Source organism: Microbacterium sp. CGR2 (assembly GCF_003626735.1).
Classification (GTDB): domain Bacteria; phylum Actinomycetota; class Actinomycetes; order Actinomycetales; family Microbacteriaceae; genus Microbacterium.
Genome location: NZ_RBHX01000002.1, coordinates 145,328 through 168,237 on the forward strand (window position 1 = coordinate 145,328; position 22,910 = coordinate 168,237).

The 22,910-nt window shown below is 67.6% G+C and carries 21 protein-coding genes and 1 tRNA gene; 7 read left to right on the forward strand and 15 right to left on the reverse strand.

Annotated features, from left to right (window positions below; translation table 11 throughout):
- The first annotated feature begins 10 nt into the window (after positions 1 to 10).
- Complete coding sequence (locus D7252_RS19130; RefSeq protein ID WP_251051670.1) at positions 11 to 1,483, forward strand: cell wall metabolism sensor histidine kinase WalK; 1,473 nt, start codon at positions 11 to 13, stop codon at positions 1,481 to 1,483.
- A gap of 128 nt (positions 1,484 to 1,611) precedes the next feature.
- Here the strand turns inward: D7252_RS19130 and D7252_RS19135 are convergent, their stop codons facing one another.
- From D7252_RS19135 to D7252_RS19165, 7 genes are all read right to left on the reverse strand, one after another.
- On the reverse strand, positions 1,612 to 2,445 hold the full coding sequence (locus tag D7252_RS19135; protein ID WP_120777184.1) for a DUF559 domain-containing protein: 834 nt from the start codon (positions 2,443 to 2,445) through the stop codon (positions 1,612 to 1,614).
- 267 nt (positions 2,446 to 2,712) lie between these two features.
- Complete coding sequence (locus tag D7252_RS19140; RefSeq protein WP_120777301.1) at positions 2,713 to 4,287, reverse strand: flavodoxin reductase; 1,575 nt, start codon at positions 4,285 to 4,287, stop codon at positions 2,713 to 2,715.
- A 15-nt stretch (positions 4,288 to 4,302) separates the two neighbouring features.
- Entirely contained in the window at positions 4,303 to 5,196 is an 894-nt protein-coding gene (locus D7252_RS19145) for an FAD:protein FMN transferase (protein WP_120777185.1), read from the reverse strand.
- 16 nt (positions 5,197 to 5,212) lie between these two features.
- Positions 5,213 to 5,671: an FMN-binding protein gene (locus tag D7252_RS19150; RefSeq protein ID WP_120777186.1), complete on the reverse strand. Its 459-nt coding sequence runs from the start codon at positions 5,669 to 5,671 to the stop codon at positions 5,213 to 5,215.
- A gap of 92 nt (positions 5,672 to 5,763) precedes the next feature.
- Complete coding sequence (locus tag D7252_RS19155; RefSeq protein ID WP_120777187.1) at positions 5,764 to 6,798, reverse strand: ribose-phosphate diphosphokinase; 1,035 nt, start codon at positions 6,796 to 6,798, stop codon at positions 5,764 to 5,766.
- Between the two features lie 6 nt (positions 6,799 to 6,804).
- Entirely contained in the window at positions 6,805 to 8,232 is a 1,428-nt protein-coding gene (gene glmU / locus D7252_RS19160) for a bifunctional UDP-N-acetylglucosamine diphosphorylase/glucosamine-1-phosphate N-acetyltransferase GlmU (RefSeq protein WP_120777188.1), read from the reverse strand.
- A 1-nt stretch (position 8,233) separates the two neighbouring features.
- A tRNA-Gln gene (locus D7252_RS19165) sits at positions 8,234 to 8,305 on the reverse strand.
- A gap of 103 nt (positions 8,306 to 8,408) precedes the next feature.
- On the opposite strand from D7252_RS19165, the gene D7252_RS19170 reads away from it, so the two are divergent.
- Together D7252_RS19170 and D7252_RS19175 are read left to right on the forward strand one after the other, a co-directional pair.
- Positions 8,409 to 8,978 carry a GNAT family N-acetyltransferase gene (locus D7252_RS19170; protein ID WP_120777189.1) on the forward strand — a complete coding sequence of 190 codons (570 nt, stop codon included), beginning with the start codon at positions 8,409 to 8,411 and terminating at the stop codon, positions 8,976 to 8,978.
- A 7-nt stretch (positions 8,979 to 8,985) separates the two neighbouring features.
- Positions 8,986 to 9,480, forward strand: coding sequence for a MarR family winged helix-turn-helix transcriptional regulator (locus D7252_RS19175; RefSeq protein ID WP_120777190.1), 495 nt, complete (start codon positions 8,986 to 8,988; stop codon positions 9,478 to 9,480).
- Positions 9,481 to 9,492: 12 nt separating this feature from the next.
- Here D7252_RS19175 and D7252_RS19180 read toward each other — a convergent pair whose 3' ends face one another.
- Positions 9,493 to 9,969, reverse strand: coding sequence for an Rrf2 family transcriptional regulator (locus D7252_RS19180; protein ID WP_120777191.1), 477 nt, complete (start codon positions 9,967 to 9,969; stop codon positions 9,493 to 9,495).
- A gap of 60 nt (positions 9,970 to 10,029) precedes the next feature.
- Here D7252_RS19180 and D7252_RS19185 point away from each other — a divergent pair, with 60 nt between their 5' ends.
- Positions 10,030 to 10,779, forward strand: a complete 750-nt coding sequence (locus D7252_RS19185) for an SDR family oxidoreductase (RefSeq protein WP_120777192.1) — start codon at positions 10,030 to 10,032, stop codon at positions 10,777 to 10,779.
- Positions 10,780 to 10,879: 100 nt separating this feature from the next.
- Positions 10,880 to 11,800: a pseudouridine synthase gene (locus tag D7252_RS19190; RefSeq protein WP_120777193.1), complete on the forward strand. Its 921-nt coding sequence runs from the start codon at positions 10,880 to 10,882 to the stop codon at positions 11,798 to 11,800.
- 2 nt (positions 11,801 to 11,802) lie between these two features.
- On the opposite strand, the gene D7252_RS19195 is transcribed toward D7252_RS19190, so the two are convergent.
- The 7 genes from D7252_RS19195 to D7252_RS19225 all read right to left on the reverse strand — a co-directional run bounded on the left by D7252_RS19195 (position 11,803) and on the right by D7252_RS19225 (position 20,535).
- Positions 11,803 to 12,462, reverse strand: a complete 660-nt coding sequence (locus D7252_RS19195) for a methionine ABC transporter permease (protein ID WP_120777194.1) — start codon at positions 12,460 to 12,462, stop codon at positions 11,803 to 11,805.
- Positions 12,462 to 13,505: a methionine ABC transporter ATP-binding protein gene (locus D7252_RS19200; protein ID WP_120777195.1), complete on the reverse strand. Its 1,044-nt coding sequence runs from the start codon at positions 13,503 to 13,505 to the stop codon at positions 12,462 to 12,464. Before D7252_RS19200 ends, D7252_RS19195 begins: the two co-directional genes overlap by 1 nt.
- A gap of 96 nt (positions 13,506 to 13,601) precedes the next feature.
- Positions 13,602 to 14,504 (reverse strand): MetQ/NlpA family ABC transporter substrate-binding protein, encoded by a 903-nt coding sequence (locus tag D7252_RS19205; RefSeq protein WP_120777196.1) that lies wholly within the window; start codon positions 14,502 to 14,504, stop codon positions 13,602 to 13,604.
- A 100-nt stretch (positions 14,505 to 14,604) separates the two neighbouring features.
- Positions 14,605 to 16,359 (reverse strand): Na+/H+ antiporter, encoded by a 1,755-nt coding sequence (locus D7252_RS19210; RefSeq protein ID WP_120777197.1) that lies wholly within the window; start codon positions 16,357 to 16,359, stop codon positions 14,605 to 14,607.
- 43 nt (positions 16,360 to 16,402) lie between these two features.
- The gene (locus D7252_RS19215) at positions 16,403 to 18,214 is read right to left on the reverse strand and encodes an ABC-F family ATP-binding cassette domain-containing protein (protein WP_120777198.1); all 1,812 of its coding nucleotides are present in this window, start codon (positions 18,212 to 18,214) and stop codon (positions 16,403 to 16,405) included.
- Between the two features lie 19 nt (positions 18,215 to 18,233).
- Complete coding sequence (locus D7252_RS19220) at positions 18,234 to 19,484, reverse strand: glycosyl hydrolase (RefSeq protein WP_259461160.1); 1,251 nt, start codon at positions 19,482 to 19,484, stop codon at positions 18,234 to 18,236.
- The gene (locus D7252_RS19225; RefSeq protein WP_259461161.1) at positions 19,477 to 20,535 is read right to left on the reverse strand and encodes a LacI family DNA-binding transcriptional regulator; all 1,059 of its coding nucleotides are present in this window, start codon (positions 20,533 to 20,535) and stop codon (positions 19,477 to 19,479) included. The genes D7252_RS19220 and D7252_RS19225 overlap by 8 nt, the downstream gene beginning before the upstream one ends.
- A gap of 132 nt (positions 20,536 to 20,667) precedes the next feature.
- Here D7252_RS19225 and D7252_RS19230 point away from each other — a divergent pair, with 132 nt between their 5' ends.
- Entirely contained in the window at positions 20,668 to 21,951 is a 1,284-nt protein-coding gene (locus D7252_RS19230) for an ABC transporter substrate-binding protein (protein ID WP_120777199.1), read from the forward strand.
- Between the two features lie 17 nt (positions 21,952 to 21,968).
- Positions 21,969 to 22,901, forward strand: a complete 933-nt coding sequence (locus D7252_RS19235) for a carbohydrate ABC transporter permease (protein WP_120777200.1) — start codon at positions 21,969 to 21,971, stop codon at positions 22,899 to 22,901.
- Positions 22,902 to 22,910: the final 9 nt, after the last annotated feature.

Consider the following 22,910-nt stretch of genomic DNA (forward strand, 5'->3'; position numbering starts at 1 on the left):
GTCACGGTTGATGACCGCCGTGATCGGGTTCGTGTCGCTCATCCTCGTCATCGTCGCCGTCATCACCAGTGCCACCCTGGGCACGACCCTCGAGGATCAGCTCGACGAGGAACTGGCCGGCTACGCCCACGAAGTCACCGGACTGGTGGACCGTCAAGAGGCCGACAAAGCCACCGCTGCCAACGTCCTGGCCGGCAAGAACATCCCCGTCGGTCTGCTCGTCGCCGTCTCGAGTCCGATCACCGGCACGAGCGGTGTCACAGCGAACTATTCCGAGGACGGGCTCAACGGCACCCTCCAGAACCTGAGCGCGGCGCAGCTCAATGAGATCGACGCCGCGCTCCGCGGTGCACCAGTCGCGACCGTCTCGCTTCCGGACCTCGGCTCCTACCGGATCGCGGTCACGAGGACGAGCAACGGAAGCCTGGTGGTGACGGGATTGCCGCGCGACGACATCCAGAACCAGCTCACTCAACTGCTCACCGTGATCGCGCTCGCGACCATCGGCGGACTCATCCTGTTGGCGCTCACGACGGCGATCACGATCCGCGTCGGCCTGCGGCCCCTCCGAGCGGTCGCATCGACGGCGACCCGTGTGGCCGATCAGCAGCTCGATCGCGGCGAGGTGAGCATCACCGAGCGGGTGCCGGCATCCGAAGCGGACCCGCGCACGGAGACGGGACTGGTCGGCGCCGCGCTGAACAAGCTCCTCGACCACGTCAACAGCTCGCTGTCGGCACGGCAGAAGAACGAAGAGCGGATGCGGCAGTTCGTGGCCGACGCCAGCCACGAGCTCCGTACGCCCCTGGCTTCGATCCGTGGGTACTCGGAGCTGTCGCTGCGCGCGCTGCGACAGGCTGAGGGCCCCGCAGAGACGCACGGCGTCGACGCCATCGAGAGCACGACGTCATCGCTGGAGCGCATCCAGGCGCAGTCTTTGCGCATGACCCGCCTCGTCGAGGACCTCCTGCTGCTCGCCCGCCTCGACGAGGGCCGCGAGCTGGTCTACGGGAGCGTCGATCTCACGCAGCTCGCACTCGAGAGCCTCTCGGATGCTCGTCCGACCGCCGCCGATCACCACTGGGTCATCGAAGTGCCCGACGAGCCGGTCGTGATCATCGGCGACGCCGGGCGGATGCACCAGGTCGTCACCAACCTGCTCGCGAACGCTCGGACCCACACGCCCGCGGGCACCACCATCACGCTGCGCGTCAGCGAAGAAGACGGCGAGGCCGTGTTGCGCGTGCACGACGACGGGCCGGGAATCGATCCTGCGCTCCGAGACGAACTCTTCGCCCGTTTTGCGCGCGGCGACAGTTCGCGGGCCAGACAGACCGGAGGCACAGGTCTCGGGCTCGCGATCGTGAAGGCCATCGTCGAAGGGCATCACGGGACGATCTCGGCGACCAGCGAACCGGGCGACACCACGTTCACCGTCCGGATCCCGGTCGCACCGGCGCCCACTCCCGCGGCCGACGACTGATCGCGTCCGTGACCCGACGCCGGGTGAAACCGAGGCGCACACGTGTCGGGCCGTTGCGCACCTGTCGGGAGGAATCGCCGATTCGACCCGGCATCCGTGAATACTCCCGACAGATGTCGCCGTCGCGGTCAGAGCCGGTCGCGAAGTCGGGTGACCGCAGCGACCACAGCCATCTCCACGGACGCCCACGAGTACACGATTTGGGCGTAATCGAACCGCAACGTCTCGTAGCCGAGGGCGGATGCGACGGCATCCCTCACAAGGTCTCTGTGGCGATGGTCCGGGTGCGCGTGGTTGGCCTTGCCATCGACTTCGAGGATGAGCCGGTCGTCGAGGACGAAGTCGACTCGACGGACGGTGGGGATGACCACCTGGCAATCCAGCCGGATGCCGAGCATATGGCGCCTCAGTCGGAGAAGTGACTCGAGCCCGCTGTCAGCATCCGATCGGGCGAAGTCGACGAGCCATCGAGCCGCGGACGGCAACCGTCGACGGATGCGTCCGCGCGCCGCGCTGCTGATCTTCCGCTGCGCGAGCGCCGATTCCATTGCCGCGAAGAACGTCTCCTCACCGGCGCAGAAGTAGACGTGCACGATCGCGTCCTCGAGCGGAGCGACCCCGAGACCCGCGTTCCCCGCGAAGTAGTGGCCGACGCATCCGCAGTCACGGTGGTGAGCGCGTCCGTTTCCCCCGAGCCACACGTGGGCAGGACCGGTCTCCTCCAGCGTCCAGATCCCGTGCAGGCGCAAAGCGCGGGTGCAGGTGAGGGCCCCGCCGTGGGCCGCTGCCTGCACGACGTGCGGGTCGGCATCCAGGGACGCGTAGACGCCGGGGCGGATCCGAGCCAGTCGGCCCCTCCGGACGTCGCTCGCCAACCGCGTTCGCGAGATCCCGAACTGCTGGAGCAGCGTTCCCCGCACCACTCCCCCGTGGCGGGTGGTGATGAATGCCGCGTCGATCATGCGCCGATCCTGACGGACCATCCGGTGTACAGGCGGCCGTCCACCGCGCAGGGGTCGGATTTCGGAGGATTCGACAGTGTGCAGGACAAGTGGCTGGGTAGGGCCGCCGAACGCATGTCGGGAGGTTGCACACCTGTCGGGAGGAAATGCCGAATCGGCCCGACATTCGTGAACACTCCCGACACCTGTCCTCGCCCGGCGCGACACGGCACGCGACGGCAGGAGAGGGCACCAGAGGGCACGTGAGCGCGTGCCCTTCGCTGGGCGTCAGTACCCGGCGAACGCGTCGGTCGTGAGGCTGTGCGCCTTCTGCAGGGCCGGAGCGAGATCCGCGATCAGCCGTGGCGGGCCGGAGATGAAGGCGTGGCGCGCGGAGATGTCTCCGACGACCCGCTCCAGTGTCGCCGCGTCCAGTCGGGCGCCCTCAGCCCACGTCCAGTGCGCAGGCAGGTCGAGCGGCTCATCCCGGGTGAACACGACCGTGCGGACGCCGGTCGCGGCGAGCTCGTCTCGGAACGCCAGCTCAGCAGCCTCGGACGCGACGTACACGAGCACCACGTCCCTCTGCTGTCCCGTCGCCTGAAGCTGCCGCAGCTGCGACACGAAGGGCGTGACGCCGATGCCCGCTGCCACCATCAGCACCGGAGCCTCGCCACGCGGAAGGACGAAGTCACCCCAGGTTCCGGTGACCGCCAGCGTCACCCCTGGTTCGGCCTCGGCGAGTGCGCGCTTGTAGCTGGACGGATGCTTCTGATCGCCGTTCTTGTACGCGATGCGAAGGGTCGGCAGGTCGGCGGGGGCGGACACGATGCTGAACTCGCGTCGGGTGCCGCGAGCATCCGGTCGCCGATGCGGCACGTCGAGCTCGAGGTACTGCCCCGGGAGGAACTTCACGGTGCCCTTCGCACGGAACGTCAGCTCCTGCGCGGTCGGGGTGATGTACTCGCGTCGCTCGAGCACGAGCCTGACCGATCCGCGCAGGGCGAAGGCGAACGCGACGAGGTTTCCGATCAGGAGGGCGCGTTCCTGTCCGAGTGTGAACATCCCCGCGACCGAGATCGGCCACCCGGCGAGCACTCCGACCACAGCAGCCACGACATACTGCTGGCGGCGGCGCGGGGGCAGGGTCAGCGGTTCGGAGAGCATGAACGCACCGAGGAAGAGGAACGGCGACTGGAGTACCGCGAACTGCAGGGCGGCGATGAGCTCGAAATCGATGTCGAACTCCTGCGCCTGGACGACCTGCCGCACCACGGAGGTCACGGTGGCGATGAGCAGGAACACGACCACGACGCGCACTTTCTCCGTGCGCCAGAGCACCGCGAGCCCGAGTATCGCGACCGGCAGGGCGAGGACCGGCGTCCCGACCCACCAGGACGACGAGGTGCCCAACCATTCGAAGGCGCCGAACGTTGTCAGGATCGTCACCACGGCGGCGCCGAAAGCCGCGGGGTTGAAGATGTGCCGACCGCGCCAGGCGATCAGGTACTTCGAAAGGCTGGCCACGGCGCCGGCCACGGCGAGGCCGAGCAGCGCTGCGGGTTCGAGTCCCGGGCGGAGAACGAACAACAGGATCAGCGCCGTGACGAGCGACGACTCGACGCGCCACGGCAACCGCAGGGTGCGCTGGACGGCGGCATCGACGAGTGAGATCACCGCGGCCAGCACGACGAAGGACGCCAGCATCTCTCCCGGCGTCGGCGACACGATCACGCCGAGGAACGAGAGCACCAGCGCGATGACCGCGAGTCCGGTGAGCGAGAAGAGCACGAGGCGGTACATCGACATCGAGCCCAGAACGGCGAGGACGCGCTGACGCGCGGCCGCGAATGAAGTGATCACGTCTCCCACTCTTCCTTAGTTCCCGGGCACGGGGCTCGTCTCCCCGTTCGTGGTACCCGCAGCGAGGAACAGCTCGGCGCGGCAGCCCGGTGACCGTTGGACCCTGCCGTCCGTGCTCATCCGCACCCACTCCACTCCCCAGGCGGCAGCAAGCGCGGGACCGCCGTCGAAGAAGAGCGCGGTGGCCGCGGCATCCGCTCGCATCGCGTCCGAAGCGATCGCCCATGTCGCAGCCCACGTGCGCACGGGAACCCCGGTGCGGGCGTCGAGCACATGATGCAGCCCGTCGCCCCAGGCGCGGCGGTTCACGGCGGATGCGCACAGCGCCTCGTCGGCGACCGTGACGACACCGATGGCTCTGCGGGCATCGTACGGGTGCTCCAGACCGATGCGAGCCGCAGCACCCCGGACGCGGATGTCGCCACCCGCGTCCACGACGATGTTTCCCGGCACCGCGGCGAGCTGGGCCATCACGAGATCCACGAGCCGTCCTTTGCCGAGGGCGCCGACGTCGAGGAGGGCCGGGGCGGATGCCGTGACGACGCTCGCCGTCCACGACACGCGCTCTTCCCACGCGGTGGGTGCGGCGACCGGCTCCGCCGCGACGAGCGAGTAGCCGGCGTCGTAGCCCAGAGCGCTCAGACTGTCGGCGACCGACGGGTTCACCGCGCCCTCTGTCGCCGCCGACAGCTCGCGGTAGATGTCGAGCATCGCTGCAGCATCCGGAGACGAGAGGCGTCCGCCCTCGTTCCCGAGCCGGGTCACCCCCGAGTCCGGCCGGAAGCGCGACCACTCGCGGTCGAATCGTTCGATCTCCGCGAGGACGGCCTCCTGCTCCCGCTCGGAGAGCGGGATCTCCGTCTCGATCTCCCAGCGCGTGCCGATCGCGTCGAATCGCCAACCCGGCATGACGAGCCTCCGGCGCCTAGGCGGCGGCCTGCTCCTTGATCGAGTCGACGGCGTCGTTGAATCCGCCGCTGGTGAGCGAGGACCCGGCGACGCGTGTCACGTCGAGCTCGTCGATGGACTTGCCGACGACCTCATCGTCGATGCCGTCGATGAACTCGCCCTGGTATCGCTCGGTCTCGGGCGCCTGCGGATCGCCGGTCACTTCGACCTCGGTCACGACACCGTCAGCCAGCGTGAGTGTGACCGAGATCTCCTCGACCGTCTCCGGCGTCTGGTACGAGCCGTCCGCGGTGTAGGTGCCGTCGGTGTAGGAGCCCGCGTCGCCCGTGGATTCGGATGTCGATCCCGTGTCGGCGCCATTCGACGGGCTCTTCGCGTCTGCGGTGCCGGAGCACCCGGCGAGGACCAGAAGCCCCGCGACTCCGATGAGTGCGGATCCCTTGCGGACAGAGGTCGGTACGGTCGTGCGGATCATGATGGTCCTCCCGGCTCGGCGTCGGTCGACGGATCGTCGATGCCTCGACCGTAGGCATGGCGGCTATGCGCCGGCTGTGCCGTTTCGCTGCGTTACGCGTCTCCGCCGAACATGCTCGTGACAGAACCGTCTTCGAAGACCTCGTGGACCGCCCGGGCGAGCAGCGGGGCGATCGGCAGGATCGTGAGCCGATCCCAGCGGCGCGACTCGGTCAGCGGGATCGTGTCGGTGACGACGACCTCGTCGATCGATGCGTCCTGCAGACGCTCGTGCGCCGGGTCGCTGAAGATCGCGTGCGTGGCAGCCACGATCACACGGTGGGCGCCCGCAGCCTTGAGAGCCTGCGCCGCCTTGACGATCGTGCCACCGGTGTCGATCATGTCGTCGACGAGCAGACATGTGCGCCCCTCGACCGCGCCGACGATCTCGTGCACGGAGACCTGGTTGGCCACCTTCGGGTCCCGACGCTTGTGGATGATGGCCAGCGGCGCGCCGAGGCTGTCTGACCAGGTGTCGGCCACGCGCACTCGCCCCATGTCGGGCGACACGACGGTGAGGATCTCGCGGTCTGCCGGGCTGAGGGTGCGCTGGAAATGGTCCAGCAGCACCGGCTTCGCGAACAGGTGATCGACGGGGCCGTCGAAGAACCCCTGGATCTGTGCGGCGTGCAGGTCGACGCTCATGACGCGGTCTGCTCCGGCCGTCTTGAGCAGGTCGGCGACGAGGCGCGCGCTGATCGGTTCGCGGCCGCGGCCCTTCTTGTCCTGACGCGAATACGGATAGTACGGGGCGACCACGGTGATGCGCTTCGCCGATGCGCGCTTGGCGGCATCGATCATGATCAGCGTCTCCATGAGCCACTCGTTGACCGGCTCACCGAAGGTCTGGAAGAGGAACAGGTCGCAGCCGCGGATGGACACCGCGAAACGCGCATAGATCTCGCCAGACGCGAAGGTGCGGTGCTCGGTGGGTGCGATCTCGGTCCCCAGAGAGGCTGCGACAGCCGCTGTCAGCTCGGGGTGCGAGCGCCCGCCGGCGATGACCAGACGCTTCTTGGTCTTTGCGACGAGGCCAGGCGCTATGCCGTTGTCGCGATCCAGTTCGACAGTCTTCTTCTTGCGCGCCATATCCGCCTATTCCGCCGAATTCTCGCGGGACGCGGCATCCGCCGCACCCGTGCCTGCTCTGTTCTTCTCGACCCAACCCTCGATGTTGCGCTGAGGGGCGACGCTCATGGCGAGGGCACCGGCGGGGACGTCCTTGCGGACGACGGCGCCTGCACCGGTCTTCGCACCAGCTCCCAGCCTAACGGGCGCGACCAGCACCGTGTGCGACCCGGTGTGCACCTCGTCGCCGATCTCCGTGCGGTGCTTGTTCACGTCGTCGTAGTTGGCGGTGATGGTGCTCGCACCCAGGTTGACGCCGCGGCCGATCGTCGCGTCCCCGACGTACGAGAGGTGCGGGACCTTGCTGCCCTCGCCGATCTCGGCGTTCTTGGTCTCGACGTACGCACCGATCTTGCCGTTCGCGCCGAGGACGGTCCCAGGACGCAGGTAGGAGAACGGCCCGACGGAGGCTCCGGCACCGATCACGGCCAGCGTGGCGTCGGTGCGGCGGACGATCGCATCCTCCCCGACCTCGCAGTCGACCAGCGTCGTGTCCGGTCCGATGATCGCGCCGGAGGCGACGACGGTCGCACGCAGGAGATGGGTGTTCGGCAGGATGGTGACATCGGATGCGAGGTTCGCGTCATCGTCGATCCAGGTGGTGGCGGGGTCGATGACCGTGACGCCCTCGCGCTGCCAGCGGCGGACGATGCGGTCGTTGAGGACGCGTCCCGCCTCGGCCAGCTGGACGCGGTCGTTGATGCCGAAGGTGGAGGCCGTGTCCGGAGCGATCTCGGCGGCGACCGGTTCGCCGGCCCCGCGAAGCAGTTCGATGACGGTGGTCAGGTACATCTCGCCCTGCGCGTTGTTCTGACCGACCCGCGCGAGATAGGTGCGCAGTTCCGTGGCGCGGAAGACGTAGACGCCCGCATTGATCTCGGTGACCGCGGCCTCTTCGGGGCTGGCATCCTTCTGCTCGACGATGCGCTGCACCGTTCCGGCTTCGTCGCGGATCACACGGCCGTAACCGGTGGGGTCGTCGAGCTGCGCGCTCAGGAGGGTGGCCGCGGCCGCGGCCGCGCGATGGCCGTCGATGAGGGCGCGGAGGGTCTCGACCTCGAGCAGCGGAACGTCGCCGGAGAGGACGAGGACATCGCCGTCGAAGTCGCTCGGCAGGGCGTCGATCGCCACCTGCACGGCACGACCGGTCCCCGGAACCTCGTCCTGGTCGATGAACACCGCGCTCGGGTAGGCCTCGCTCAGCGCTTCGACCACCTGGTCGCGCTCGTGGCGGACGACGACCTCGACATGCTCCGCCTCCAGCCGTGCCGCGGTCGTGAGGACGTGGCCGACGAGCGGACGACCGCCGATCGGGTGCAGAACCTTGGGAAGGCGCGATTTCATGCGCGTGCCCTGCCCTGCGGCGAGGATGATGATCGCGAGGTTACCTGTCATGCTCCGCCGCCAGGACTCGAACCTAGACCTAACAGCTCCAAAGGCTGTCGTGCTGCCATTACACCACGGCGGACCGCGCCGTCCGCGAGGACGCCGCCCGACAAGTCTGCCACGTCCGGCCCACAGTTCCTGTGCGTCGTCACGAGTCGGAAACACACCTTTGGCAGTCTGGCGCCATGAGCATCGTCATCGAACGCGTCGAGGCAGCCACTCTCTCGCTCGCCGCCTTCCTGGAGGCGCACCACCAGGACATGGAGCACGCCTCACCCCCGGAGAGCCGTCACGCCCTCCACATCGACGGGCTGCTCACGCCGCAGGTACGCCTGTTCGCGGCCTACGACGCCGCCGGCCGCCCGGTCGCCACCGGTGCGTTGGCCACGCTCGACGACGACCACGAGGAGCTGAAGTCGATGCGGACAGACCCGGCGGTGCGGGGGCAGGGGTACGGCAGCGCCATGCTCGACTTCCTGCGGGCGGATGCCGAGGTCCGCGGCATCCGTCGCCTCTCGCTCGAGACGGGAAGCGCTGACTTCTTCCTGCGGGCGGATGCCGAGGTCCGCGGCATCCGTCGCCTCTCGCTCGAGACGGGAAGCGCTGACTTCTTCCTGCCGGCACGCTCCCTCTACGCCCGCGCCGGGTTCAGCGAGTGCGGCCCGTTCGGCCGGTACGAGGCCGACCCGTACAGCACGTTCATGACCCTCGCGCTGCCGGCGTCGTCCACCGCACCACCTGCGCACACGCGATAATGGGCGGATGAACGAGGCGGATGAAGTCGATCGGATCGTCGGCGCATGGAACACCCAGCGCCCCGACCTCGATTTCTCCCCTCTCGAGGTGCTGTCGCGGATGGACCGGCTGACCCGGCTGCTCGATCGCGCGCGCCGCGATGTTTTCCGCCGCAGCGACCTGGAGCCCTGGGAGTGGGATGTCCTCTCGGCGCTCCGGCGGGCGGGCACACCGTTCCAGCTCTCCCCCAAGCAACTGCTGCAGCAGACCCTGGTCTCCAGCGGCACCATGACGAACCGGATCGACCGGCTCGTCGGCCGGCGGTTCGTCCGGCGCGAAGCGGACCCGGGTGACGGGCGGAGCGTGCTGGTGACGCTCACCGACGACGGCCGCATCCGAGTGGATGCCGCCATCACGCGGCTCGTCGACGTCGAGGCCGAACTCCTGCGCGGGCTCTCGCGTGGCGACCGCGACCGTCTCGCGGGCCTTCTGCGCAAACTGAGTCTCAGTTTCGACTCATGACGGGGGCGGACTTCAGCGGGCGGGTTCCCCGAGCAGTCGGCGATTCTTCTCCCGGACGTCGTCCGGAAGTCCTTCGACGATCTCGGCGACGGTGACGCCGGCGAGCGACTCGCGCCATGCCTCATGCGCGCGCCGCATTGCCGTGGCCAGGGCGCATGGTCGAGTGCAGTCCTCCGGACGCGCCGCCCCGCGGCCCTGCTGACGCAGCTCCCGGCAGACGTACGGATCGCTCCCGCCGTCGACGGCGATCACAAGGTCGAGGATGCTGATCCGTTCCGAGTCCCTCGCCAGCCGGAAGCCGCCTCGTGGCCCGGTGCTGCCGGTGAGAATACCGGACCGCACGAGCTTGGCGAGCTGCTTCGACAGGTACGGGCCCGGAACGCCGAAGTGCTCGGCCAGCTGCGCTCCGGAGACGGCCGCCCCTGCGGGAAGCTGCGCGATCACGGCGACGGTGTGCAGCACCCACTCGGAAGTCTCCGGAAGTTTCATTCCCTCACTGTATCGGGACGACGTATTATGGACACCTAATATCCATAATAAGGAGTGAGCATGCGCATCGCAGTTGCGGGTGGAACCGGTCGGATCGGCAGCCTGGTCATGGCGGAGTTGGCGAGAGCCGGCCACGAAGCGGTCTCCTTGAGCCGCGCGGAAGGAGTCGATCTCCTCACCGGCGAAGGCCTTCGCGACCGACTCCACGGGGTCGACGCCGTCATCGACGCCACCAATCCCCCGGTCACCGACGTCGCAGATGCCGAGCACACATTCGCCACGATCACCCGGACGCTCCTCGCCGCGGAGTCGGACGCCGGAGTGAGCCATCACGTCGCGCTGTCCATCGCCGCCCTCGATTCCGTCGACGGGAACCCCCACTACCACGGCAAACGGGCCCAGGAGCGCGAGGTCGTCGCAGGAGCGGTGCCCTTCACGATCGTGCGTGCCACGCAGTTCCACGACTTTCCGGCGATGATCGCGGAATGGGCGATCGTCGACGGCGAAGCCGTCGTACCACCCCTGCTGATGCAGCCGATCGCCCCGGCAGATGTCGCCGCCGCTCTGGTCGAGACGGCCACGGCAGCGCCGATCTCCACATTCTTCGACATCGCCGGTCCGCGAACCGAGGACGCGGTCGACATGGCGCGGCGCACCTTCGCCGTCCGCGGTCGAGACCTCCCCCTGCGCGCGGGCTGGCGAGGTGCCGCCCTCGGCGTCGAGTTCGCGGGCGAGGTGCTGATCCCTGCGCCGGGCGCCCGCCTGGCATCCACCTCCTTCGACGACTGGCTCACCGCCGGGGCACACTGAGCTCCCGCCTGCGACGGGAGCTCAGTGTCGGATCGCTAGGGTGGGAGCATCCCGCTCGCGACCCGCGATCCCTTGCTCCCCCGGAGGCCGACTGTTGGGCATGCCCTCTCCCCTCCCCATGCGCGACGGCGTCGGAGCGACGCGGCTGCATGTGCCGCTGACCGGCCCCTGGCCGACGGTCGCCGCGTACATGGTCGAGCGGTTCTTCCATCTCGACCCGGATCAGCTGCGGGAGCGCTTCGACCGCGGCGAGATCGTGACGCACGACGGATCGGCGGTCAGCGGCGACGCACCACTCGGCTCCGAAGAGTTCGTCTGGTACTACCGCGAACCGCCGGCGGAGACCGCGATCCCGTTCGAACTGGAGATCCTCCACCAGGACGAACACCTCGTGGTCGTCGACAAACCGCATTTCCTGCCCACGACGCCCGGCGGGAAGTATGTGCAGAATTCGGCTCTGGTGCGGCTGCGCAACCTTCTCGACAACCCCGACCTCGCGCCGATGCACCGCCTCGACCGCGCGACCGCCGGCCTGCTGATGTTCTCAGCACGCCCGGCGACTCGCGGCACCTACCAGCTGCTCTTCGAGAACCGACAGGTGCAGAAGGTCTACGAGGCAGTGTCCGCGCGACCGTTCGACTGGGACGAGAGCCGCTTCCCGCTCGTGTACCGCAACCACATCACGAAACTCCGCGCGCAGTTGCGGGTGCAGGTCGACGACGCGCGGGAGCCGAACGCCGAGACCCTGATCGAGGTGATCGACGCCGACGACCGGGTCGTGAACACACTGCTCCGCCCGCACAGCGGCAAGATGCATCAGCTGCGCGTCCACCTCGCAGCGATCGGTCTCGGCATCCTCAACGATCGCTTCTATCCGACGCTGCTCGAGGACGCAGCCGATGACTATGCGCACCCGCTCCAGCTGCTCGCGCGCGAGCTCCGCTTCGTCGACCCGCTGACCGGTGTCGACCGTGTCTTCACCACGCGACGCACTCTGCAGGAGGCCCCGCGCGCGTCCTAGGGTCAGCGCCGCATGATCTTTCGGGCGAGGCGGGTGCCCAGCAACTGCACGAAGTGCACGAACACCACGATCAGGACGATCGCCGCCCACATCACGACGGGCTCGAACTGGCGGAAGCCGTAGATCTGCGCGAACGCTCCGAGGCCGCCACCCCCGATGAGACCAGCCATGGCGGTCATGTCGATCAGGGCGACGACGATGAAGGTGTAGCCGAGGATCAGCGGCCCGAGCGACTCCGGGATCGCCACCGTGAACAGGATGCGCCAGGGTCCGGCGCCCATCGAGCGCGCGGCTTCGATGACTCCGGGCGACACCGACACCAGGTGCTGCTCGACGATGCGGCCGATCGCGAAGGCGGCGGCGAGGCCGATGATGAACGCTCCCGCGGTCGTGCCGATGCCGACGCCGACGACGGCTCGGGCGAACGGCTGCGCCACGGCCATGAAGATCACGAACGGGATCGGTCGGAAGAAGTTGACCGCGAGGTTGGCGATCGTGGACACGACCGAGTTCTGCACGAGGCCGCCGGGTCTCGTCACATAGAGGATGACGCCGATGATGAGGCCGAGGACACCACCGAGGACCAGCGCGAAGGTCGTCATGTAGAGCGTTTCGAGGGCGGCGGTCCAGAACTCCGGTCCGAGCTCGATCAGGCGATCCATCAGCGGGCCTCCTCTCCGGCGATCTCGGTGACTTCGACGCGGTCGCCGATCGCCGCCAATGCCCGGTCGATCGCCGCGCTGTCGCCGCGGATCGCGAGCGTCAGGTGCCCGAAGGCGCGTCCGCGGATGTCGTTGATGCCACCGAAGACGAGTTCGAAATCGAGCCCCGCGCCGGCGAGGTCGAGGAACACCTGCGCCTGGGAGGAGTCGCCGTCGCGGAACGAGAACGTGACGATACGGCCCTGGTGACGCTCACGCAGCACCGCGAGTTCCGCCGGCGACGGGATGCCCTTCACGACCGTTCCGACGAAGCGCTGGGACGCCGGGTTCTGCGGGGCGGAGAACACGTCGAAGACGTCACCCTGCTCGATCACGCGACCTTTCTCCATGACGGCGACCTTCGTCGCAAGGGTCTGGATCACGTCCATCTCGTGCGTGATGACCACGATCGTCACACCCTGCTCCTGGTTGACGCGCTTGAGGAGATCGAGCACCTCGTGGGTGGTCTGCGGGTCGAGTGCGCTGGTGGCCTCGTCGGCGAGGAGGATCGCCGGCCCGGTCGCCAAAGCGCGGGCGATGCCGACCCGCTGCTTCTGGCCGCCGGACAACTGCTCGGGGTAGGCCTTCGCCTTGTCCGACAGCCCCACGAACGACAGCAGTTCGGCGACCCTGGCCTCGATGTCGGGCTTCTTCCAGCCGGCGAGGGTGAGCGGGTAGGCGATGTTCGCCTTCACACTTCGCGAGGAGAACAGGTTGAACTGCTGGAAGATCATTCCGATCCCGCCGCGGATCCGCCGCAGCTCGCTCTCCTTGAGCGCGGTGATGTCGTCGCCGTCGACGCGGATCGACCCCGAGGTCGCGGGCTCCAGCGCGTTGATCAGACGGACCAGCGTCGATTTGCCGGCACCCGAGTATCCGATGATGCCGAAGACGTCGCCCTTCTCGATCTCGAGGGTCACGTCGTCGACGGCGACGATGTCGCCCTCGCCGGGCGTCCGGGAGGGATAGGCCTTGGACACGTTGGTCAGGCTCACGATCGGCATAGGTCGCTCCGGTGTGCTTCTTCGGGAAAGACGAATCGGGTGACGCAGACGGCGTCACCCGATTCTCGCATCAGACGGGATGACTCCCGTCCTCGCTCACTTGTTCTCTTCGGTATCCTTCTGGACCTTCTTCAGTGACTCGACCAGGTCCTCGACGGGCGTCTGCAGCGCGACCGCGGTCTCGCCCGACGACTCGGCGAGCCCCGCCTGCACGTCCTCATCCGTCTGGAAGATCTCGACGAGCTTCTGGTAGGTCTCGTTGTCGGCGTCGTCGGCGCGCGCCGCGAAGATGTTCACGTACGGCAGCGCGTTCGGGTCTTCGGGGTCGTCCTGAGCGATCGCGTCGTCGAACGTCAGGCCGGCGTCCTCGACGAAGTCGTTGTTGATGATCGCCGCCGCGACGTCGGGCAGCGAGGTCGGGATGAGCGCGGCTTCGAGCGCCGTGACCTTGACCTTGGACTTCTTCGTGTCGACGTCGGCGACATCGGAGAAGATCGTGCCGCCGCTCTTGAGCTCGATGAGACCGGCCGACTGGAGCACGAGCAGCGCACGCGCCTGGTTCGACGCGTCATCCGGAACGGCGACGCTCTCACCCTCGGGGATGTCTTCCACGTCGTCGTACTTGCTGGAGTACAGGCCCAGCGGGTAGATCGCGGTGGAGCCGATGGGCGTGAGATCCGAGCCGGAGTTCACGTTGTAGTCCGCGAGGTAGACGATGTGCTGGAACTGGTTGAGGTCGATCTCCCCCTCGGTCAGCGCCGGGTTCGGCTGCTCATACGAGCCGAAGTCGACGAGCTCGACGGTGATTCCCTCATCCGCTGCGGCCTCGACGAACGCCGGCCACTGGGCATCGCCCTTGCCGACGACGCCGACCTTGACGACCTCGTTCTCGGTCGATTCACCACCGGCGCCGGAGGACGCGGTGGCGCAGCCGGAAAGTGCGACGAACAGCGGAACCGCGGCGAGCGCGGCGATGACGGACGTGGTACGACGTGACATGAAAAGGGGTTCCTCTCTTGGGGGACTCGAATACGTTATGCAGGCTGTCGGGCGCACGAAGAATCGTGTCGTCACACGGCGTCACAGCCGAGCGGGTGGGTCAGTCGAACTCCTCGATGCCCTGCAGGCGGACTTGTTCGAGGTCGAGGCGCGCGGAGATCCGGCGGACGACGATGTCGTCGACGGTACCCGCGCCGCGGAGGCCGAGCAGCACCTCACGCTTGCGGTCGATGAGCGCCAACTTGAGCCTCGTGTGCTCTTCGTGGCGGATCAGTGGCGACCGCTGGGCGAAGTCGACGTCGGCGGAGGTCGCGATGATCTGGAGGACCTTGCCGTCTTCGGCACCCGTCCCGGTGTCAGCGCTCTCGAGCCGCTCGGTCGCGATCCTGACCCCGCCGATGCCGAGGGGATCGGGCTCGTCGAGCAGGTCGTCGAGTGCGGCGGCCTCCGCATCCACGAGCGCCTGTTCGCGTGCAAGCGATTGCGCGTTGGCGAACTCGAGGGTCTGGTAGCCGTCGGCCCGCACCCGATCACGCACTTCCTGGCCGATCCCGTGCTCGGCGGCGAGATCGTCGAGGGCCGCGAGGGCCGCCCCGGAGATCGCACGCTCCGCGAGCTCGTACTCCTCGTCCTCACCGTGATCGATGGGGAACTTCGCCCAGCGCACGATCGCGGGAAGCAACGGCCCCTGCACGAGAAGACTCAGGATGATGACGCCCGCCGTGACGAAGACGATCTCGTCGCGTCCGGAGACCGCGCCGCCGTCGGTGATCGTCGCGGGCACCGAGAGGGCGATGGCGAGCGACACCGCACCGCGCATGCCGGCCACGGTCGAGACCGCCATGGCTCTGGCTCTCGCGCCTTTCGCAGGCCGCTGCCCCGCACGCCGCTGGAGGAGTGCGTTCAGCAGCTGGAACACGTACCGCACCACCAGCAGCGTGCCCCAGACGGACAGCGTGATGAGGACGAGTCGGCCGATCGCGCGCGCCGAGATCTCGTGAACGACGTACTGGACTTCCAGTCCGATGAGCACGAACAGGGCGCCGTTGAGGAGGAACACACCGAACGGCCAGGCGGCATCCGCCTGACGACGCGAGGAGGCCGTCGTGATGCGCGGGGAGACGTAGGCCACGATGAGGCCGGCCACCACGACGGCGAGCACGCCCGAGGCGTGCATGATCTCGGCGGCGAGGAACGCCGCGAACGGCGTCAGGAGCAGTGCCACGTTGATGACGATCGTCGTCGAGCTGCGACGCAGCAGCACAGTGACCAGGGCGGCGATGGCGGCGCCTGCCGCGATGCCTCCGACGTAGGAGACCAGAACGTCCCACGTCACCGACAGCGGCGTGATCTGGCCGCCGAGCGCAAGGGACACGGCGATGGCGTACAGCACCAGGGCGGTGCCGTCATTGGTGAGGCTCTCGGCTTTGAGCTTCATGAACATCCGTCGGGGCAGCAGCCGTCCGAGAGCCGCGACGGCGGTGGCATCCGGGGGCGCGACGGCCGCACCGAGAATGAGGGCGATCTCCCACGGCATCCCGAACAGCACCGCGATACCCGCGACGGCGAACGCGGACCCGACGACGAGCAGCGTGCTCATCGGGACGATGTACCAGAAGTCGCGCCGGATGGAGCGCAGCGACGTGGTCAGGCTCTCCCAGAACAGGATCACCGGCAGGAAGAGAAGCAGCACCGTCTCCGGGGGCAGCTGCACCTCGCGCAGTTGCGGCACGAAGCCGAGCAGCAAGCCGAAGATGACCAGGACCAGGGGCAGCGCAAGGCGCACGCGAGGTGCGATCAACGTCCCGACGAGGATCGTGAGTCCGAGCAGGACGGTTACTTCGAGGCCTTCCATCCCTACCTCCCAACAGTCGTGGGAGAAGGATATTCCTGGACGCTCAGCCGATGTCCTCGGTGAGCTCGAACCAGCGCAACTCGAGCTCTCCGATCTCGGCCTGGCGCTCGTCGATCGCCTTCATCTCGTCGGCGATTCCGGCGTAGTCGGACTGGTCGTGGTCGGCGAGCGCGGTCTTCGCCTTGTTGATCTGCTGCGTGAGCTTCTCGATACGGCGCTCCAGCGAGGAGATCTCCTTCTGCGCCGTGCGGAGCGCGGCCCCATCGAGACCGGAAGCCTTCTTCGCCGTGTTCGTCGCGGTCTGCGATCTGCTCGGCGCAGCATCCTGCAGCTGACGCAGGCGCAGGTATTCGTCGACGCCGCCGGGGAGGTGGCGCAGGTGGCCGTCCAGGACCGCGTACTGCTGATCGGTGACCCGCTCCAGGAAGTACCTGTCGTGGCTGACCACCAGAAGCGTGCCTGACCAGGAGTCGAGAAGATCCTCGATGGCGGCGAGCATGTCGGTGTCGAGATCGTTGGTGGGCTCATCGAGGATCAGCACGTTCGGCTGGTCCAGCAGCACGAGGAGCAGCTGAAGTCGACGCTGCTGCCCTCCGGAGAGGTCCTTGACGGGTGTGGAGAGCTGGGCGGAGTCGAACCCGAGCCGCTCGAGGAGCTGCCCCGGGGTGAGGTCCTGCGCCTTGGAGCCCGACCCCATCGTGTACGAGGTGCGCAGCCGTGAGATCACGACCCGGACGGGCTCGTGCCGCACGTCTTCCAGCTCGTCGAGGCGCTGGGTGAGCGTCTTGACGACGACGGTCTTGCCGCGCTTGACGCGGCCGACCGTCGGTTCCACGGTGCCGGCGATGAGGCCGAGGAGCGTCGACTTGCCGGCACCGTTCACACCGAGGATGCCGGTGCGCTCCCCCGGTGCGATGCGCCACTCGATGTCGCGCAGCACTTCGCGCGTGCCGCCGTCTGCCTTCGGGTAGGTCACCCCGACGTCGAGGAGGTCGACCACGTCTTTTCCGAGCCGGGACACGGCGAGCGACTGCAGCGAGACCTTGTCGCGGATCTCGGGGACGTCGGCGATGAGCTCGTTGGCCGCATCGATGCGGAACTTGGGCTTCGCGGTGCGCGCCGGCGCACCGCGTCGGAGCCACGCGAGCTCTTTGCGGGCGAGGTTCTGACGCTTCGCCTCGATCGTGGCGTTCATCCGGTCACGCTCGACGCGCTGCAGGATGTACGCGGCGTAGCCGCCTTCGAACGGCTCGACGAGCCGGTCGTGCACCTCCCACGTCTCGGTGCAGATCTCGTCGAGGAACCAGCGGTCGTGTGTCACGACCAGGAGCGCGCCGGAGTTCGCCGGCCACCGCCTCTTGAGGTGTCCGGCCAGCCAGGTGATCGCCTCGACGTCGAGATGGTTGGTGGGCTCGTCGAGCGCCACGACGTCCCAATCGCCCGCGAGGAGCTTCGCGAGGGAGACCCGGCGGCGCTGCCCGCCGCTGAGTGAGCCGATCTCGCCATCCCAGGGGAGATCCCGGAGCAGGCCTTCGATGACGTCGCGCACGCGCGCGTCGCCCGCCCACTCGTATTCGGGGGTGTCGCCGACGACCGCCGAGCTGATGGTGAGATCGTCCGGCAGGGTGTCGGCCTGATCGAGCACGCCGATGCGGATGCCGCCCCGCACAGTGACCCGCCCGGAATTGGGCTCTTTGATTCCTGCCAGCATGCCGAGGAGGCTGGACTTGCCGTCGCCGTTGCGCCCGACGATGCCGATCCGGTCGCCCTCCTCGATGCCGAGGGTCACGGAATCGAAGACGACCCTGGTCGGATATTCGAGGTGGAGGGCTTCAGCCCCGAGAAGATGTGCCATGTCCTCTCAAGGGTAGTGCTCACGCGCGCTGGACGACGTCCAGCTTCGCGATCCCCCTGTCAGTCAACGCTTGCTCGCTCGCCGCCGTCCTCGAGGTCACCAGCGTCACCGGCTCATCCAGCTCGCGCAGATCGTGCCAGCGCTCGAAAACCCGGCCGCCCGGCGCGAGGTCGGTGCGAGAGATCGGAAGGTCGCTGTCGTCGACATCGACGACCACGCCGATCGTCCGCGGTACGACGCGGGCGCCGGCCGAGGAACGCGCATCCGCGACGAGCTCCGCGAACCGCTCCCCCAACGGCTTCACGACGTTGTCGACGTCGAGCAGACCGAGCGAGTACTCCAGCTCCTTGTAGTCGCCGAGCGATCGGGACACGTCATGCGAGCACCACCAGGTGATGCCGTAGAGACCGGGTGCGGTGAGCGCAGCCTCCACGGTGCGGGTGGCGAACTCCGGCATCTCGCTCTCCGCCAGATTCATGGAGGGGGCCCCGACCTCCTGGAGCCACACCAGTCGCTGCGGGTCGGTCGCGAACGCCTTCGACAGCTCGATCATCCACTCGGCATGGCGGACCGACGGCGATGACAGGCCGCCGTAGAGCTTCGCGGTGCCGTTGAAGATCCAGGAATGAACGGTCGTGATGTCGCCGAGCCGAGCCGCGTGCGTGGGCAGGAACGGGTGCCCATCGCGGTACCAGAGGTGGTCGTTCTCGCTGTGGGTGAACAGATGACGGGGATCCGGATCGACGGGGGCCTGCAGAAGACTCCTGAGCCAATGGGCGATCTGATCACTGTCGGCGGGCATCGCCGCAGGGTTCGGCAGCTGGAACTGGTTGAGTTCGTTTCCGAGGGTGAGGCCGATCAGGTTCGGGCGGTCACGCACGGCGTCGTACACCGCGCTGACCAGCGCCGCCTGTGCGTCGATCGCAGCCTCGTCGACGAACATGTTGCCTTCATGCCAGTTCACGAGCCATGCGGGGACGAAGTCGAATCCCGACATGTGCCCCTGGATGACGTCGACCGCGATGTCGAGATCGAACTCGGCGGCGATGTCGGCCACGAGTGCGATGTCCTGCAGCGCCTTGCCGCGGATCAGCGTGCGGTTGGGCTGGAGCACCGGCCACAGCGGGAACACTCTGACGTGATCCAGCCCGAGTCCGGCCAGCGCTTCGAAATCGGCTCGCACGACATCGGCATCGATGCCCATCCACTGGAACATCCAGTCTTTCGATGGCGTGTAGTTCGCTCCGAAGCGCGGAGTGGGGTCAGTCACGGGTCTGTCGTCCTTCTCGATCTGCGGTGGTTTCGGTCACAGGGGCGTGAGCGGTGGATTCGCGAACGATCAGACGGCGCGGCGACACGGTCTGCGAGACGGCATCCTCGCCGTTCACCAGCTGTGCGAGGAGCTTCACGGCGGTTCGTGCGCTCTCCTCAACGGGGGCGTCCAGCGCGGTGATGCGAGGTCGTACGAGCGTCGACACCCACGAGTCCTCCCACGCGATCACGGAAAGCTGCTCAGGAACGAGAACGCCGAGCTCGGGTGCGTGCGCGATGATCTCCGCCGCCATCGCCTCGCTGTCGACGAGCAGGGCCGTGGTGGTTCCGGCCCGACGCAGGATGTCGGCGACCGGATCGCGGTCTTCGGGCGCCCAGTGCAGGATCATCGGCGTCATGTCGTGCCGTTGGGCAGCAGTGATGAAGCGGCGATCACGATCGCGGGAGTGGAGCAGGCCCGGGGAATCGCTCACCCGGGCGATGGCGTGGTGTCCGAGTGATGCCAGATGGTCGAGCACTTCTTCATATGCCGCGTCATCCTGGACGGTGACCGCCGGAACTGCTGCGTCGATGGGTGACCCGAGCAGCACAGCGGGCGCTCCCAGTTCGCGGAGATGGCCGATACGAGGGTCCGCTTCGCGGACATCGACCAGGAGGAAAGCATCCACTCGCTGCTCACTCCACCAGTCCCGATAGACGCGCTGCTCATCGGCGGCCTGCACGAGGGTCAGCGACAACGACCACCCGATTTCGGCGAGCGGCTCCGTCAGACCTGCGATCAACCGCATGAAGAAAGGGTCACGTTCGAAGGTGTCGCCGGAGCGGGTCACGACGAGGCCGAGACTGCGCCCGCCTCGACCGCTGACCTTGCGGCTCGCATAATTCGGACGCCAGTGCAGCTCATCCGCGGCGCGCCGGATTCGGGCCTCGGTGGCTGCCGAGACATTCCGTCGCCCGTTGAAGACGTGAGACACCGCCGACGGGGACACCCCTGCGCGTGCGGCGACCGCAGCGATGGTCGCGCGGGCGGGTTTCTTCTCGTTCATCATGTCCGAGATTAGGGGGTTGACCGGCTCTTGTAAAGCGGTATACATTAATCGCACGTTGATGTGTACCGCTATACAAAGAGGGTGTGGCGCACGTCAACCCCCATTGACGCACCGCAGCTCTCAGGAGGTCTCATGACCGAAGGCATCAGCAGACGCACCTTCCTCGGCACCGTGATCGGCGGCGGCGTGATGATCCCGCTGCTCACCGGATGCGGACCCCTCATGCCGACATCCGGGATCGCCGGATCCATCTCCGTGCACACTCAGCTCAGCGGTGCGGTCTCGGGGGCCCAGGTCTTCTCCGATGTGGTCGCCGCATACTCGCGCGAAAGCGACCGGGCCGTCGCCCTGCTGAAGAACGGCTCCGATCTCCCGATCGTCTTCGAGACGAGTTCGCTCGCGGGCAAGGAGGCAGACATCGCCATGGTGAATCTGCAGGGCCGCACCCTCTCGTGGACCCGGCTCGGTGCCACTGTTCCCGTGGAGGACCTGCTCGACGAATGGGATCTCCGCGACAAGATCATGCCCGAGGCGCTCGAAGAGTGGACCGACGAAGACGGCCATCTCCGCGCGTTTCCCTTCACCCGCACGAACTGGCCGGTGTCGTTCAACACCGGCCTGCTGGACGAGGCGGGCGTGCAGATTCCGACCACATCTGACGAGCTCATCGCGGTCGCCGATGCGCTGCGATCCAAAGGCATCGGCCCGGTCACCGTCGGCGGATCCGACTGGAGCGGACAGAAGATGTTCCTGCAGATCCTGCAGGGCTTCCTCACCAGGGAAGAGGCGACACGGGCCTTCGCCAGCGGCAAACTCTCCGAGTTCCCCGGCGCGGTCGCCGGGGTCGAGCACTTCGTCGCGCTGCGCGACGCCGGCGTCTTCGTCGACAACGTGCAGGGCTACACGTCCGACTCCGAACTGACCCAGTTCAACACCCGAAAGGCCGCCATCGTGCCGGCGATGTCGTCTGCGCTCGCCCTCGTGCCGAAGGAGCGGGCTGCCGAAGTCACCGTCGGCGGCTGGCCCAAGCCCACCAGCGGCGGCGTCGTGGACCACCCGACCGTCATCCAGAGCTACAACGGTCACGGCATCTGGATCAGCGCGAACGGTGCGGAAAAACTCGACCTGCTCAAGCCGTTCATCCAGAACATGTACTCGCCAGAGGTCACGAGCGAGTTCATCCTCGGGTCGGGCCGCGACATGAACCGGATCACCGATGTCGTCAGCAAGGACTTCCCGCTGGTGGCGCAGGCATCGAAGCTCACCACCGACCAGGTGACACCCGTGATGCTGCCCGACCTTCTCATCCCCGACGCCGTCTTCGAACCCATGATCCGGGCGACCGCCATGGCGTACGGCCGGGCCTCCGCCGATCAGATCATCGACACGTTCGAGAAGGCATACGACGCGGCCTGACGGCCCGAAAGGACATCATGACCGCGATCGCGACGCCGACCACGACGGCACAGCTCCCCCCGCTTCCTCCCGACCCGGCCCGACCTCGACGCTCGCCGCTGCGCGAGCGCTTCCCGGGCCTCGCCCTGCCCGCTCTCATCTGGTACGCCGTCTTCATGATCGGCCCGGTCGTCGCGATCTTCGTGATCGCGTTCCTGGACTGGCCGGGGATGCTCGAGACGCCGACGTTCGCGGGCTGGGACAACTTCCGCGCCGTGTTCTCGGACGCCACCTTCTGGGCCGCGTTGGGGAACTCCGCCGTGCAGATCGTCATCGGGCTCCCGATCATGATCGTGCTGGCATTCCTCCTCGCGTTCTACGTCGTGCAGAAGCCGCGCGGGCACAAGGTCCTGCGGTACCTCCTGTTCATCCCCGCCCTGATGTCGGCACCGGCGACAGCCATGGTCTTCTACGCCATGTTGAATCCGGACGGTCTCGTGAACGGCATCCTCACTCCGCTGGGCCTGCAGGGCAACGCCTGGTTGGCCGATCCGAACACGGCGCTCGGCGCGATCATCGCCGTGGAGTTGTGGAGCGGCATCGGCTATTCGGCGGTTCTCATCGCTGCGCGGCTCGACGGGGTCGACGCCGAGATCGTGCAGGCCGCGCGCGTCGACGGTGCGAGTGACTGGCGGGTGGCGTGGCGGATGTACTGGCCGATCGCGCAGGACTTCATCGGCGTGGTCACGATGCTGCAGTTCCTGTCACTGCTGTTCAACTCCGCCCAGACCGTGCTGCTGCTCACGCAGGGCGGTCCCGGCACGTCGACGATGACGCTGTCGTACCTCATCTACAGCAAGGCGTTCGTCGAGACGAATCTCGGCTACAGCCAGGCGGTCGGGGTGATCCTGTTCATCCTCGGTCTCCTCGGAATGTTGTTGATCCGTCGCACACTGCGGCCCACCCACTGACGGACGAAG